The sequence below is a fragment of the Streptomyces sp. XM4193 genome (assembly GCF_023072595.1).
In the GTDB taxonomy this organism is placed as follows: domain Bacteria; phylum Actinomycetota; class Actinomycetes; order Streptomycetales; family Streptomycetaceae; genus Streptomyces.
The window spans coordinates 351,608-366,929 of the sequence record NZ_JALLGK010000003.1; the positions used below are offsets into that span (position 1 = coordinate 351,608).

Consider the following 15,322-nt stretch of genomic DNA (forward strand, 5'->3'; position numbering starts at 1 on the left):
GCCCTCACCCCTCCACCGGGACGGCGCGGGCGAAGCCGCCGTCCACCATCAGGTCGGCCACGGTCTCCAGCTCCGGGGGATTGCCCGCGAGCCGCAGCAGGAACGCGTCGAAGTCCGCGCCGCACGGCAGCAGCAGCTCCGCCATCCGCTCCGGCATCGGCACCCCGTCCCGGTCGCGCGCGTCGTCGTACGGACTGAACCACACCGAGCCGATGCCCTCGCCGCGCACCTTCACCGCCAGCACACCGCCCTGTACGAAGGCCACCCCGAGGTAGTCCTTCGTCAGGTGATCGCGCAGGCACTTGTTGATGTACACCAGGTCGTCCACCGCCGACTCCTCGCGCACCGTGAAGAACGGCTGGTCCAGCAGCATCCCCAGCTCGGGGTCGAGCGCCACTCCGGCGGGAGCGTGCCCGCCGGCCGCCTTGAGGAAGGACCGGTAGGCGCCCGGCAGCCGGTAGCCGAGCAACTCCTCGGCGTGCACGACGCGTTCCTCCGGCACCGCGGGCTCCCGCGGCACCTCGAACCGCACCGGCCGGGTCGCCTCCAGCGGCCGGGTGCCCCGCTTGGTGTGGTCCACCACCGCGGTCGCCAGCCCCGCGTGGTGCCGCAGCAGCGCCTTCACCTCGGCCGGCACCAACTCCAACCGACGGCTGCCCAGCACGTGGTGCCAGGAGAAGCCGTGCGGAGTGGCCACCGACGGCAGACCGCGCCACAACTCGTGCCCGGAGGCGTGCAGCGCGGCGTTCGCCGACACGTAGTCCGTCAGCCGCAGCTCGTCCACCCCGAAACCCTCGGGCGGCTCCGCCACCTCCGCCGCCGCGCGCGCGTACGGGGAGAACACCGGGGACCCGGCCGCGTCCACCCGCACACCCTGGTCGTACCGGGCGGCTCTCACGGGGTCGGGAAACCGCACGAGCTGGCCGGCGTAGGTCCCGTTCGGCGGCGCGGCAGGATGCTGCCCGAGCCGACCTGTCGTCATGCGGACTCCCTGGTGGATACGGCTGCCCCGAGGTGGGCACAGCTGTCCCGAACAGCCTAAGGCGTGGGCCCGCTTCTCCACCTTCGCGGCCTTCACCGCCTACCCTGCCACTCCGCGGCCCTCCCCTGTCACCGAAGCGGTACAAGGGCGGTACCGCGCCCGACTACGAAAAAGTCCGAAGCTTTGGCACAGTCGGATCGACTTGACCGCACCACGGGCCACTTCCGTCACACGGGATCGTCCACCGGAGCCGGGCGCACACCACCCCGCGCCACCGCGCACCACCGGCACCCGCACCGCGGCCAACACGCACCGCACGCACCACGCCCGACACGCACTACACCCGACACGCACCACGCCCGACACGCACCGCACGCTTCGCACCCCACGCACACCAAGCAGCACCGGACGAAACCAGCACGGCCCGCACACCACACCGTCCGCGGGCACCACAGGAGGCACCGCTCCATGCACGTCGCCGAGCACACCGGGGACCCCCGCATCAGCTGGGGCAGGACCGACACCTTCAGACCGGCCCCCACCCTGCACCACCGCCGCGACGGAATCCTGCCCACCACCGCCTCCGCACTCACCACCGACGGCGAGACCCTCACCAGCACCGCGAGCCGGTCCGAACTCCCGCCCGCGCACCACCCGTTGGTGCAGGAGGTACTCGACGGACTCGACCCAGCCGACCGCACCCGCCACGCCGGCCGCTGCCCCGAGGCGCTGCTGCTCACCCGCTGCCTCACCGCCGCCGACGAGGCCCGCAGCCGGCGCGCCGCCCGCAAACCCCTCACCCCCGCCGAAGCCCGCCGCGCACTCAAGGGCGCCCGACTCACCACGCGCCACCTCCGCGAGGAGGGCGACCCGCTCCACGGCAGCTACGCTCCACCGTGCCGCTCCTGCAGCGCACTCCTCGACCACTTCGGCGTACGCGCCGTCGACCCATCCACCGCGACATGACCACACGCTTCTCCGTCGCCGCCGACGCGGCACTGCGCGCCGCCGGCTGGCAGCCGGGCCGCCGCGACATGCGCCAGGCCGAGATCTGGGCCGACACCCTGCGCGCCCACACCTCGCCCGGAGGCCACCGGCACGCCCTCTTCCCCGCCGCCGTCGAAGCCTGGGCCGAGTTCGGCGGGCTCCTGCTCGTCCCCACCGCACCCGGCCGCCAGATCGCGCCGACCCCCTTCGTCGTCGACCCCGCTCACGGCCTCTACTGGGCCCGCACCCTCACCGAACTCGGCCGCGCGCTCGACACCGAGATCGCGCCGCTCGGGGCGGAACGCGGCGAACACCCCGCCACCCACGGCACCGCACTGCTCGCCATGGACATCGACGGACGCGTCTACAGCCTCGACCACAGCGGCGACTACTACCTCGGCGCGGACATCGAGACCGCGCTCACCACCCTGGTGGACGGCGTGCGCCCGGCCCGACTCACCCTCGCCGAGACCGTCTGACCCCGCCCCGCCCCGACCCGCCGCTCCGGACCGGCGCGCCCGACCTGCCCGGCGGGGCGGGGCGTGCCCGGCGCGCCCGACCTGCCCGGCGCGCCCGGCCTCCAGCCCGGCGCTCGGCGGGGCGTGCCCGGCCGCCCGGCGAGCGCCCGGTTCGAAGCCCGGTGTCCCCGCGCCCACCCGTACGCGGACCGTGCTCCGGCGCGCCGGTACTGCTGCCCGCCCGCCCCCTACGCGTCCGTACCGGCGTCCGTCACGTCCGGGATCACCGCGGAGACGCGGAAACCGCCGCTGTCCGTCGGCCCCGAGACGAAACCGCCGCCCAGCGCCGTCACCCGCTCCTTCATCCCCAACAGCCCGTTGCCGCCGCTCGGAAGCCCCGAATCGGCAGCCGAGACCGGCGACTCGTTCTCCACCTGCACCGCCACCTCCGTCCCGCGGTACGCCAACCGCACCCGCGTGCGCGCGCCGCCGGCGTGCTTGTGGACATTGGTCAGCGCCTCCTGCACCACCCGGAACGCGGTCTGCTCCACGACCGCCGCGAAACCGCACACCTCGCCCTCGACCGAGAGCTCCACCCGCATGCCCGCCGCCCGGGACTGCTCCACCAGCTGCTCCAGTTCGCCCAGCCGCGGGCCCGCCGCCGCGGTCGACTCGCGCTGGGCCGCCGCCGCGGCGTACTCCGCCACCTTCGCCAACGGCCGCTCCGCCGCGGCCGGTGTCGCGGCGGTGGCGCCGACCGCCGACAGCCCGTCCGCCGAACGCAGCACCCCGAGCATCGTGCGCAGTTCGGTCAGCGCCTGCCGGCCCATGTCGCCCACCAGCGCCGCGTTGCGCGACGCCTTCTCTGGGTCCTTCAGCGCAACCGCCTGGAGCGCCGCGGCGTGCACCACCATCAGGCTCACCCGGTGGGCCACCACATCGTGCATCTCCCGTGCGATGCGCGCCCGTTCCTCGCCCCGCGCCCACTCGGCGCGCTCCTCCGCGCGCTCGGCGAGCAGCAGCAACTCGCGCTCCAGGCCGTCGGTCCGCTCCCGCAGCGCTTCCACCAGCCGCCGCCGCGCGCCGACGTACATTCCGAGCAGCGCGGGCGGCACGACGGTGGAGAGCGTCAGAGTGGCCGCCGCGAAGAAGACGAACCAGTCGCTCGACAGCTGTGGACCGACATCACTGCGCAGGTCCAGGTAGACCACGATCAGACCGCCGACGAGCTGCATTCCCGTCAACAGCGCGATGATCCGCCTCGGCACATCGGAGGCGGCCAGGGTGTAGAGGCCCACCAGAGAGAGCAGAAAGCCCATTTCGGCCGGAATGATCGCGATCGTGATCAGCACCACCGCGATCGGGAAACGCCGCCGCAGCACCAGAGTGCTGCCGACCACCAGGCCGAGCGCGATGCCCGCGGCCACCGGGATATCGGCCTCGCCCGCGAATGCCCGGCCCTCGAAAGCGCATTCGACCATCGACAGCAGGGCGAGCGTGACATCCAGCACGGCGCTGCGCCGCCGGTCCCACCACAGCAGGCCGGACGCACCCTCCGCGGTGCGGGTGCGGACCTCGTCCCCCGTCTCGCTCATACGGGTCAGCCTACGGCGGCGGGCAACCGGATTTCGCGCGGCCCGCACTGATGTACGGAGGGGAAAATCTGTTCACTCTTCAACCTGAAGTGGAATTCGGCATTCCTCGCCCGTAACGGTGAAGCGAGCGGGCATTCGATTCCCGACAACACGCTTCCGCGCCACTGTGGGGTCATGATTCCCACGTCTCGCACCTTCGGCGGGCACCCCGAAACCGACACGGGATCCGACCATTCCGCAGGCGCGGACGGGGAGCTTCGCGCCCGGGCCGTCGCCCTGCGCCGCGCCGGGTTCAGCCGCCGCGAGATCCGCGACCGACTGGGCGTCCCCGGCAATTCGACGCTCACCGCGCTGCTCGCGGGCGAGCCGCCCCCGGTGGGGAGCAGGCGCCCCAACGCCAAGGACGAACTCCGCGCCCGCGCCCGCGGACTCCGCGCGCAGGGCAGGACGTACGACGAGATCACTGCGGCGCTGGGAGTCTCCAAGAGCTCCGTCTCGCTGTGGGTGCGCGATCTTCCCAAGCCGCCGACCCCGCCGGAGCGGCTGCGGCGGATGAGCGAGGCGCGCTGGGGCCCGCACCGAGCCGAGCGGGCGCGGGAACGCGAACGTGTCAGGGTCGAATCGGCGGCCGAGGTGGGGCTGTTGAGCGACCGTGAGCTGTTCCTGGTGGGTGTCGGCCTGTACTGGGCCGAAGGCGCGAAGAGCAAACCGCACCGGCCGAGTGAGCGGGTGCGCTTCGTCAACAGCGATCCGGGAATGATCGCGCTCTTTCTGCGGTGGCTCGATCTGCTGGGCGTGGAGAGGGAACGGCTCACCTTCCGTCTGATGATCCACGAGCGTGCGGATGTGGCGGCGGCCGAGCGTTACTGGGCCGAGGAGGTCGGCGTCGCGGTGTCGCGGCTGGCTCCCACGACCCTCAAACGGCACAACCCGAAGACCGGTCGGGGCAACACGGGGGAGAACTATCGGGGTTGTTTCGTCGTGACTGTGCTGAAATCAGCCGATCTTTACCGTCGCATCGAGGGCTGGTGGTGCGGCATAGTGGGGGCAGCCAACTCGGGATCGAGCTGAATGCCCGATTGGCCTGAATTGCTATCCGCTGTGGTGTAATCGGCAGCACTGCTGGTTTTGGTCCAGTAAGTCCGGGTTCGAGTCCTGGCAGCGGAGCTCTTGGGCAAGGCCCGGTCGTCAACCGACCGGGCCTTCTGTCGTTCCCCGCCGTACCGCCGTACCGCCGTACCGCCGTACCGCCGTACCGCCGTACCGCCGTACCGCCGTACCGCCGTACCGCCGTACCGCCGTACCGCCGTACCGCCGTACCGCCGTACCGCCGTACCGCCGTACCGCCGCATGCCCGCGCCGTGCCCGGGAGTCGCCCGCCGTGCCCGGGGCCGCCGCGCTCGTGCCACCGCGCCGCCCCTGATGTCCGTCTGCCTCAACTCCCCGCCTCTGCCCGGCTGTTCGGCGGCGGGGAGCGCCGTGTGCGAGCGGCTGACTCAGGGTGTCCGGGCGCTGCTCCCTTAGGGGAGGCCACAGGGGAGGTGTGGGGACGCTCTCGTCCTGGTGCACGACGAGCCGCGCGCCCGCTCTGCCTAACGTCGGAGATGGCTGCAACGGGGTGCGGCCACCACGAACGCGGTGGTGCTGGCCCCACCGCGAAGACGGTGCCTCTCCCCATGGTCCGGGCACCGCCACTGCGGAAGTCTCGTAGCCGTCCGTTCGAACGAACCGGGGGACGCATCGGTTCCCCTCCGGATTCCCCACGACCGGGGCCGCCCCGACGAGGCGCGCCTGCGGAAGTCCGAGGCCGGAACCACCGGATGTCGGGGCGGACCTTCCGATCGACACAACTTCCGTCTACCAAGGAGTCACCGTGACAACGGCTGTAGCGAATCCCCTGACCGGGGGCGGCGGAGATAGCACGGCGGTTGCGGCGCGAGCCCGGCAGCTCGTGAAGGCGTACGGCTCGGGCGAGACCAGGGTGGTGGCGCTCGACCGGGTGGACGTCGACATCGCCCGCGGCGCCTTCACCGCGATCATGGGCCCGTCCGGCTCGGGCAAGTCGACCCTGATGCACTGCCTGGCCGGGCTCGACTCGGTCAGTTCGGGGCAGATCTGGGTCGGCGGTACGGAGATCACCTCTCTGAAGGACAAGAAGCTGACGCGTCTTCGGCGCGACCACATCGGCTTCATCTTCCAGGCGTTCAATCTGCTTCCCACTCTGACCGCGGCGGAGAACATCACGCTGCCGATGGACATCGCCGGTGTGAAGCCGGACCGGGCGTGGCTGGACCAGGTGGTGCAGACCGTCGGGCTGGGCGGCCGGCTGCGCCACCGGCCGGCGCAGCTCTCCGGCGGTCAGCAGCAACGTGTCGCGGTGGCACGGGCGTTGGCGTCCCGGCCGGACATCATCTTCGGCGACGAGCCGACCGGGAACCTGGACTCGCGGGCGGGCGCGGAGGTGCTGGGCTTCCTGCGGCGTTCGGTCGACGAGCTGTCGCAGACGATCGTGATGGTGACGCACGACCCGGTGGCCGCCTCGTACGCGGACCGGGTGCTGTACCTGGCCGACGGCCGGATCGTGGACGAGATGTGGCGCCCGACGGCCGAGACCGTGCTGGACCGCATGAAGGCGTTCGACACCTTCGGGCGGGTGTCATGACCGTCCTGCGCACCTCGCTGCGGAACTTCTTCGCGCACAAGGGCCGCATGGTCCTCTCCGGTTTCGCGGTGGTCCTCTCGGTGGCCTTCGTCTGCGGCACGTTGGTGTTCACCGACACGATGAACACCACCTTCGACAAGCTGCTCGGCGACACCGCCGCCAATGTCACGGTCACTCCCGAGCAGGAGGAGGGCGGCGAGCAGTCGGGTACGGGGGTCCCGGCAACCGTCCCCGCCTCCCTGGTGAAGGACCTGTCCGAGGTCCAGGGCGCGCAGAGCGTCTTCGGTCTGGCCTCGACGATGGCGGTCACCGTGGTGGACGCCGACAACGAGAGCATCAGTCCGGACACCGGCGCCCCGACGGTCGCCTCCAACTGGACCGAGCTGGACAAGCGGTCGATGGCCGTCACCGAGGGGCACCCGCCGCGCGGGCCCACCGAGGTGATGGTGGACGCGGACACGGCCGACAAGCACGGCCTCGCCGTCGGCGACCGGCTGCGGACCATCGCGGCGCCGGGCGAGTTCGAGTCGGAGGTCGTGGGCATCGCGAAGTTCGAGTCGACCAACCCCGGTGCGGCCGTGCTGTTCTACGACACCGCCACGGTGCAGCGTCAACTGCTCGGCGGCCAGGGGGTGTTCACCGGTGTCGCGGTGCTGTCGGCGGACGGGGTGACCGACGGGCTGCTGAAGAAGAACGTCTCCGAGGCGCTCGCGGCGGGCGAGGGCTACACCGTGCGCACGCAGGCGGAGACGGCCGAGGCGGAGAAGGCCGACCTGGGCTTTCTGGACGTGATGAAGTACGCGCTGCTGGGCTTCGCCGGGATCTCGGTGCTGGTGGGGATCTTCCTGATCGTCAACACCTTCTCGATGCTGGTGGCGCAGCGGACGCGTGAGCTGGGTCTGATGCGGGCGATCGGTTCGAGTCGTCGGCAGGTGAACCGGTCGGTGCTGATCGAGGCGCTGCTGCTGGGGGTTCTCGGTTCGGTGGTGGGTGTGCTCGCGGGCGTGGGGCTGGCGGTCGGCCTGATGAAGCTGATGGGCATGGCCGGCATGAACCTCAGCACCGGTGATCTGACGGTCACCTGGGTGACACCGGTGGTCGGTGTGGCTCTGGGTGTGCTGGTGACGCTGGTGTCGGCGTATCTGCCGGCGCGGCGGGCGGGCCGTATCTCGCCGATGGCTGCGCTGCGGGACGTGGGGATGCCGGCGGAGGCGCGGTCGAGTCGGCTGCGGGCGGTCTTCGGCGGGTTGCTGACGGCCGCGGGTGCGGCGGGTCTCGTCGCGGCGGCCGCTTCGGGCGACGCGGGCGGGGGTTCGCTCCTGCTGGCGCTCGGCGTCTTCTTCTCGCTGGTCGGCTTTGTGCTGGTGGGGCCGCTGCTGGCCTCGTTGGTGGTGCGGGTGCTGAGCGTGGCGGTGCTGCGCGTGTGGGGGCCGGTGGGCCGCCTCGCGGAGCGGAACGCGTTGCGCAATCCGCGGCGCACGGGGGCCACGGGTGCGGCGCTGATGATCGGTCTGGCGCTGGTCGCGGCGCTTTCGGTGGTCGGCTCCTCGCTGGTGGCCTCGGCCACCGACGAGCTGGACCGCACGGTCGGCGCGGACTTCATCATGGAGGGCCAGGGGTTCGGTGGGGCGACGTTCACGCCGGCGGCGACCGAGCGGCTGCGCGGCACCCCGCACCTGGAGCACGTGACGGAGTACCGGGCGCTGGATCCGGTGAAGATCACGCTTCCGGACGGCGAGAAGGTCGACCACAACGCCTCGGCGGTCTCTCCCAGCTACGCCGAGGACGTGCGGACGAAGATGGCCGAGGGCGACATGGCGGAGGCGTTCGCCGAGGGCGGTGTGGCGGTGGACGAGCTGTTCGCCGAGAAGCACGGGCTGTCGGTCGGCGACCGGATCACCGTCACGTACGCGGGGGCCGGTGAGGAGCTGACGGTTCGCGGGATCTCCTCCAAGGAGGCGAATCTCGACTCCGGGGTGGCGTTCATGGGCATCTCGACGGCGGAGAGTTTCGTGCCGAAGGACCGGATGCCGCTGAACATGATGCTGCTGGCGAAGGCGAAGGACGGCGAGGCCGACGAGGCGTACGCCGCGCTGAAGGCGGCGATGAAGGAGTACCCGCAGTACACGGTGCGTGACCAGGCCGACTTCAAGGCGCTGCTCAAGGACCAGGTCGGGCAGCTGCTGAACATGGTCTACGGGCTGCTGGCGCTGGCGATCATCGTGGCGATTCTCGGTGTGGTGAACACCCTGGCGCTGTCGGTGGTGGAGCGGACCCGGGAGATCGGGCTGATGCGGGCGATCGGTCTCTCGCGGCGGCAGCTGCGGCGGATGATCCGGCTGGAGTCGGTGGTGATCGCGCTCTTCGGTGCGCTGCTGGGCATCGGCCTGGGGATGGCCTGGGGTGTGGCGGCGCAGAAGCTGCTGGTGCTGGAGGGGCTCCAGGTGCTGGACGTGCCCTGGCCGACCATCGGGACGGTGTTCCTGGGGGCCGCGCTGGTGGGTCTGGTGGCGGCGCTGGTGCCGGCGTTCCGGGCCGGTCGGATGAACGTGCTGAACGCGATCGCGACGGACTGAGTCCGGCGCGCACCGGTCGGGCTCCGGACCGGAAGTCCGACCGGCGAAACCTCGGGGGAGGAGCACGCGCCCCGGCGCGTGACCGGCTGCGACCGCCCTTCGGCTCGTGCCGGGGGCGGTCGCGGTCGGCGTAGGCTGGAAGGCCCGGTTTTCACGAACCGGGCCTTCTCGCGTTCTCCAGTTCGCGGTCCAGCTACCAGCGGGGTTGTTCCATGCGTTTGTCCGGTCTGCTCGACGCCGTCGTACGGGATGAGGCGCTGGCCGAGGCGGTACGGGCCGCTTCGGACGGCAACCGGCACCATGTCGATCTGGTCGGCCCGGCGGCGACGCGTCCGCTGGCGGTGGCGGCGCTGGCGCGCGACGCGGGCCGTACGGTGCTGGCGGTCACGGCGACCACGCGGGAGTCGGAGGATCTGGCGGCGGCGCTGCGTTCGCTGCTGCCGGAGGATTCGGTGGTGGAGTTCCCCTCGTGGGAGACGCTGCCGCACGAGCGGCTCTCGCCGCGCAGCGACACCGTCGGTCGGCGGCTGGCGGTGCTGCGCAGGCTGGCGCACCCGAGTCCGGACGATCCGGCGACCGGCCCGGTCTCGGTGGTGGTGGCGCCGGTGCGCTCGGTGCTCCAGCCGCAGGTCAAGGGTCTCGGTGAGCTTGTTCCGGTGGCGCTGCGCCCGGGCGGCGACGCGGACCTCGGGGAGGTGGTGGACGGTCTCGCGGCGGCGGCGTACTCCCGGGTCGAACTGGTGGAGAAGCGGGGCGAGTTCGCGGTGCGCGGCGGGATCCTGGACGTCTTTCCGCCGACCGAGGAGCATCCGCTGCGGGTGGAGTTCTGGGGCGACGAGGTGGAGGAGATCCGCTACTTCAAGGTCGCCGACCAGCGTTCCCTGGAGGTGGCGGAGCACGGGTTGTGGGCGCCGCCCTGCCGCGAGCTGCTGCTGACGCGGGAGGTGCGGGCGCGGGCGGCCGAGCTGGCGGAGCGGCATCCGGAGCTGGGGGAGCTGCTCGGCAAGCTCGCCGAGGGCATCGCGGTGGAGGGGATGGAGTCGCTGGCCCCGGTGCTGGTCGACGAGATGGAGCTGCTGCTCGACGTGTTGCCGCAGGGCAGCATGGCGGTGGTGTGCGATCCGGAGCGGGTGCGCACCCGGGCGGCCGATCTCGTCGCGACGAGCCAGGAGTTCCTCCAGGCGTCGTGGGCGGCGACGGCGGGCGGCGGCGAGGCGCCGATCGATGTGGACGCCGCCTCGTTGTGGGGCATCGCGGATGTGCGGGACCGGGCGCGCGAGCTGGGTGTGCTGTGGTGGACGGTGTCGCCGTTCGCCGCCGACGCGGAGGCCGAGCCGGAGGCGGACACGCTCGCGCCGCGGTTGAAGGCGGCGGAGGCGTACCGGGGCGACACGGCGCGGGCGCTGGCGGACACCAAGGAGTGGCTGGCGCGGGGCTGGCGCTGTGTCTTCCTGACGGAGGGGCACGGTCCGGCGGCCCGTACGGCCGAGGTGCTCGGCGGGGAGGGGGTGCCGGCCCGGCTGGAGGCGGAGCTGGGGGAGATCGTGCCCTCGGTGGTGCACGTGTCCTGCGGCGCGCTCGAAACGGGTTTCGTGGCACCGGAGTTGGGACTGATCGTCCTGACCGAGACGGATCTGACCGGGCAGAAGGCGGCGGGCCGCGAGGGTGCCCGGATGCCGGCGCGACGCCGCAAGAGCATCGACCCGCTCTCGCTGGTGCCGGGTGACTTCATCGTGCACGAGCAGCACGGTGTGGGCCGGTACGTCGAGATGGTGCAGCGCACGGTCCAGGGCGCGACGCGCGAGTATCTGCTGGTGGAGTACGCGCCGGCCAAGCGCGGCCAGCCGGGCGACCGGCTCTTCGTGCCGACGGACCAGTTGGAGCAGGTCACCAAGTACGTGGGCGGCGAGGCGCCGTCGCTGCACCGGTTGGGCGGCGCGGACTGGGCGAAGACGAAGGCCCGGGCGAAGAAGGCGGTCAAGGAGATCGCCGCGGATCTGATCAAGCTCTACTCGGCGCGGATGGCTGCGCCCGGTCACACCTTCGGCGCGGACACTCCGTGGCAGCGGGAGCTGGAGGACGCGTTCCCCTACATCGAGACGCCGGACCAGCTGACGACGATCGGCGAGGTCAAGGGCGATATGGAGAAGGCCGTTCCGATGGACCGGCTGATCTGCGGCGATGTGGGTTACGGCAAGACGGAGATCGCGGTCCGGGCCGCTTTCAAGGCGGTTCAGGACGGGAAGCAGGTCGCGGTGCTGGTGCCGACGACGCTGCTGGTGCAGCAGCACTTCGGCACCTTCACCGAGCGGTACGCGCAGTTCCCGGTGGTGGTGAAGGCGCTGTCGCGGTTCCAGTCGGACACGGAGGCGCAGGCGGTGCTGGACGGGCTGCGGGAGGGCTCGGTGGACGTGGTGATCGGCACCCACCGGCTGTTCGCCTCGTCGACGAAGTTCAAGGACCTGGGCCTGGTCATCGTGGACGAGGAGCAGCGGTTCGGTGTGGAGCACAAGGAGCAGCTGAAGAAGCTGCGCGCCAACGTGGATGTGCTCACGATGTCCGCGACGCCGATTCCGCGGACCCTGGAGATGGCGGTCACCGGCATCCGGGAGATGTCGACGATCACCACCCCGCCGGAGGAGCGGCATCCGGTGCTGACCTTCGTCGGCCCGTACGAGGAGAAGCAGATCGGCGCGGCGGTGCGTCGTGAACTTCTGCGCGAGGGCCAGGTGTTCTACATCCACAACCGGGTGGAGTCGATCGACCGGGCGGCCTCGCGGCTGCGTCAGATCGTCCCGGAGGCGCGGATCGCCACGGCGCACGGCCAGATGTCGGAGTCGGCTCTGGAGCAGGTGGTGGTGGACTTCTGGGAGAAGAAGTTCGATGTGCTGGTGTCCACGACGATCGTGGAGTCGGGCATCGACATCTCCAACGCCAACACCCTGATCGTCGAGCGCGGTGACAACTTCGGCCTCTCCCAGCTGCACCAGTTGCGCGGCCGGGTGGGGCGCGGCCGGGAGCGCGGGTACGCGTACTTCCTCTATCCGCCGGAGAAGCCGCTGACGGAGACGGCGCACGAGCGGCTGGCCACGATCGCGCAGCACACCGAGATGGGTGCGGGCATGTACGTGGCGATGAAGGACCTGGAGATCCGGGGTGCGGGCAATCTGCTCGGCGGCGAGCAGTCGGGCCACATCGCGGGGGTCGGTTTCGATCTGTACATCCGCATGGTCGGCGAGGCGGTGGCCGACTACCGGGCGGCGTTGGAGGACGGCGCGGAGGAGACGCCGCCGCTGGAGGTGAAGATCGAGCTGCCGGTCGACGCGCACGTGCCGCACGACTACGCGCCCGGCGAGCGGCTGCGGCTCCAGGCGTACCGGGCGATCGCCTCGGCCAACTCCGAGGCGGACATCGCCGCGGTGCGGGAGGAACTGACCGACCGCTACGGCAAGTTGCCCGAGCCGGTGGAGAACCTGCTGCTGGTCGCGGGGCTGCGGATGCTGGCCCGTGCGTGCGGCGTCACCGACATCACCCTTCAGGGCGCCAACATCCGGTTCTCGCCGGTGGAGTTGCGCGAGAGTCAGGAGCTCAGGCTCAAGCGGGTGTACAAGGGTGCGCTGATCAAGCCGGACCGGCAGCAGGTGCTGGTGCCGCGGCCCAAGCCGGGCAACATCGGCGCCAAGCCGCTGGTCGGCCGTGAACTGCTCGCCTGGGTGGGGGAGTTCCTGACGACGATCGTGGACTCGTAGCGGTACGTGCCCTGCACTGCGGGCATGGCCGTGCGGGCGTGCGGGCGGCGGCGGGCACGGGTACGGGCGCGGGGTGCTCCGGGTGCGGGTCGGGCGGGTGCCGGCGTGCCCGTCCGCAGCGCGCTGGGCGCGGTCATGACAGCTGAAACCAGCCTGTACAGCGATGTGTTCCGGACGTGTCCGACTGGTGGAGATACGAGTGACGCACCTCACTTTTCGAGCGTGCGAACTGCTTGCCGGTGATCGCCCCGGCACTGTCTGCAACGCGCTGGCGTGGTGATTTGCCGAATACGGACTTTCGACACGCCGACCGGTCGTTTCCATTCCGCTCTGCGATTGCGCCGAGGTACGTGTGAGTAACCGTCAGACGGGGCGGCATCGCCCTTGACGACCATGGAATGGCGGTTAGGCTCATTTCCACGATCTGGCGCACTCCAATGGCTGCGCCGAGCACGGGGGATGATCTTCATGAGGGAATTCACGGGCGCATCCATTGCGCCGTTCAATCGCTTACCGCACAGGTGTGTCGCTGTCGGGCCGGGTCGGCCCGTGTCGCTTCGCTGACGGATTCGACGGGTTCTCATTCCGAGCATGTTCCACGCTGGGTGCGCCCGTGCCTGCCCGGACGCCTTCCGCTGCGTCCACGGCAATCGGACGTGCCCTGCTCCGCAACGAACCGTCACCGCTCCTGTCGTGCGCCCCGGCGCGCGCCGGAGCCGCCGCCTTCGGAGACAGCGCCATGCCGCAACGCATTGTTTTCGCGCCGGAGACATTCAATCTGGCGGAAACCACCAGGGCTATCGAGGTCGCACGCCATCTGACCGCGAAGCCGGGTTGTGAAGTTCAATTCCTCGGTTATTCCGATGAGTTCGCCGGTCTGATTCGAGAGGCCGGATTCCGATTTCGTTCCCTCTCCCCGCGGCTGAGTCGCGAGGAGGCCCGACAGCTCATCAGGGTCGACCAGGGCAAGGGGGTGCGCCATCCCTTCACCGAGGACGTGGTGCGCCGCCGGGTCCGTGCGGAGCTTGCCGCCTACGAGGAGTTCGGTGCCGAGGCGGTGGTGATCGGGGCGACCATGAGCGCCTTCGTCTCCGCCCGGGCGTACGGGATTCCGCTGGTCTTCCCCAAGCCGTACGCGTACTCCCTGCCGCATCTGCGGCAGTTGCGGGAGGTGCCGCTGCTGGCGGGTCGGGGGCCGGTGCGGCGCGAGGTCAACCGCGCCGCGGCGGGGCTGGTCAGAGCGGTGGCGCCGCGGGTGATGTGGAAGCCCAGGGCGTTTCGCACCGTGCCGAGGGAGTTCGGCGTCGCCCTGCCGGGGCCGACGCTCGCCGCACTGGAGGCGGACCACAACCTGCTCACCGAGATCGGGGCGGTTCTGGGTGCGGACGTCGCGCGGAGCCTGCCGGCAAACCACCGCATGGTCGGCCCGATCTTCGCGAGGCTGCCGGGCGAGGTGCCCGAGCGCGTACTCGAACTGGCCGCGGGGAAGCGGCCGTTGGTCTATCTGGCGCTCGGCAGCTCGGGGAACAGATCGCTGCTGATGCGGCTGCTGAGGGCACTGGAACGGCTTCCGGTCGAAGTGATCGCCCCGGTGCGCGGCTATCTCGGTCCGGACGACCCCGCCCGCGTGCCGCGCAACGTCCACCTCACCGAGCTGCTTCCGGCGCATCGGCTGGGCCCGTACATCGACGCCTCGATCCTGCACGGCGGCCAGGGGTCCGTGCAGACCGCGTGCCTGGGAGGGAAGCCGTTCGTCGGGCTGCCCCTGCAACTGGAGCAGCGGTTCAACGTCGAGGCGTGTGTGCGCTACGGGAACGCCGTGCGCCTCTCGCCCGCGACGCTGACGCACGCGGGGCTGGCCCGTGCGCTCGGCCGCTGTCTGCACTCCGAGCCGATGCGCGAGCGCGCACGTGAACTCGCCGCCGTCGCAGCCCGGGAGGACGGCGCGGCCGGCGCCGCGCGCTATCTGCGGGAGCTGCTTCCCGTGAGGTGAGGACTGGCCTTCCGGCGCTCCTCTCCACCCGCTTCCGTCCGACTCCGTCCGACTCCGTCCGTTTCCGCTCCGCTTTCGTTCGCGTGTGCCGTCTCCGTCCGGCGGGCCGTTCGCCGTGCCGGCCCGCGCTGCCCCCGTGCCTGCCTGCCCGGGCGTCCCGGGACGGCTTCCGCACACCCCTCGTTCGTCACACACGGTCATGCAAGCGTCACTCGCTGCGTCAACACCGTTCGCGGCGGGTGCACATGACCCGACCCGGACCGCCCAGCCCGCTGGGCGCGAGCTCCACCGCACGGGCGCCACCGTTTCGCGCCGCCACC

At 71.3% G+C, this 15,322-nt stretch carries 9 protein-coding genes and 1 tRNA gene; 8 read left to right on the forward strand and 2 right to left on the reverse strand.

Annotated features, from left to right (window positions below; all coding sequences use genetic code 11):
• Positions 1-4: 4 nt before the first annotated feature.
• Positions 5-982 carry an SMI1/KNR4 family protein gene (locus MTQ01_RS12655; RefSeq protein ID WP_247489713.1) on the reverse strand — a complete coding sequence of 326 codons (978 nt, stop codon included), beginning with the start codon at positions 980-982 and terminating at the stop codon, positions 5-7.
• 468 nt (positions 983-1,450) lie between these two features.
• On the opposite strand from MTQ01_RS12655, the gene MTQ01_RS12660 reads away from it, so the two are divergent.
• Positions 1,451-1,948, forward strand: a complete 498-nt coding sequence (locus tag MTQ01_RS12660; protein ID WP_247489716.1) for a YwqJ-related putative deaminase — start codon at positions 1,451-1,453, stop codon at positions 1,946-1,948.
• Entirely contained in the window at positions 1,945-2,448 is a 504-nt protein-coding gene (locus MTQ01_RS12665) for an SUKH-3 domain-containing protein (RefSeq protein ID WP_247489718.1), read from the forward strand. Before MTQ01_RS12660 ends, MTQ01_RS12665 begins: the two co-directional genes overlap by 4 nt.
• Positions 2,449-2,675: 227 nt before the next feature.
• Here MTQ01_RS12665 and MTQ01_RS12670 read toward each other — a convergent pair whose 3' ends face one another.
• Positions 2,676-4,022: a sensor histidine kinase gene (locus tag MTQ01_RS12670; protein WP_247489720.1), complete on the reverse strand. Its 1,347-nt coding sequence runs from the start codon at positions 4,020-4,022 to the stop codon at positions 2,676-2,678.
• 174 nt (positions 4,023-4,196) lie between these two features.
• On the opposite strand from MTQ01_RS12670, the gene MTQ01_RS12675 reads away from it, so the two are divergent.
• The 6 genes from MTQ01_RS12675 to MTQ01_RS12700 all read left to right on the forward strand — a co-directional run bounded on the left by MTQ01_RS12675 (position 4,197) and on the right by MTQ01_RS12700 (position 15,002).
• Positions 4,197-5,093 (forward strand): helix-turn-helix domain-containing protein, encoded by an 897-nt coding sequence (locus tag MTQ01_RS12675; RefSeq protein WP_247489721.1) that lies wholly within the window; start codon positions 4,197-4,199, stop codon positions 5,091-5,093.
• 24 nt (positions 5,094-5,117) lie between these two features.
• Positions 5,118-5,189, forward strand: a tRNA-Gln gene (locus MTQ01_RS12680).
• A 706-nt stretch (positions 5,190-5,895) separates the two neighbouring features.
• On the forward strand, positions 5,896-6,684 hold the full coding sequence (locus MTQ01_RS12685) for an ABC transporter ATP-binding protein (protein WP_247489723.1): 789 nt from the start codon (positions 5,896-5,898) through the stop codon (positions 6,682-6,684).
• A complete protein-coding gene (locus MTQ01_RS12690) occupies positions 6,681-9,260 on the forward strand; it encodes an ABC transporter permease (RefSeq protein WP_247489725.1) in 2,580 nt (859 codons plus the stop codon). The genes MTQ01_RS12685 and MTQ01_RS12690 overlap by 4 nt, the downstream gene beginning before the upstream one ends.
• A gap of 212 nt (positions 9,261-9,472) precedes the next feature.
• Positions 9,473-13,009, forward strand: coding sequence for a transcription-repair coupling factor (mfd, locus tag MTQ01_RS12695; RefSeq protein ID WP_247489727.1), 3,537 nt, complete (start codon positions 9,473-9,475; stop codon positions 13,007-13,009).
• Between the two features lie 739 nt (positions 13,010-13,748).
• Positions 13,749-15,002 carry a nucleotide disphospho-sugar-binding domain-containing protein gene (locus tag MTQ01_RS12700; RefSeq protein ID WP_247489729.1) on the forward strand — a complete coding sequence of 418 codons (1,254 nt, stop codon included), beginning with the start codon at positions 13,749-13,751 and terminating at the stop codon, positions 15,000-15,002.
• The last annotated feature ends 320 nt before the right edge of the window (positions 15,003-15,322 follow it).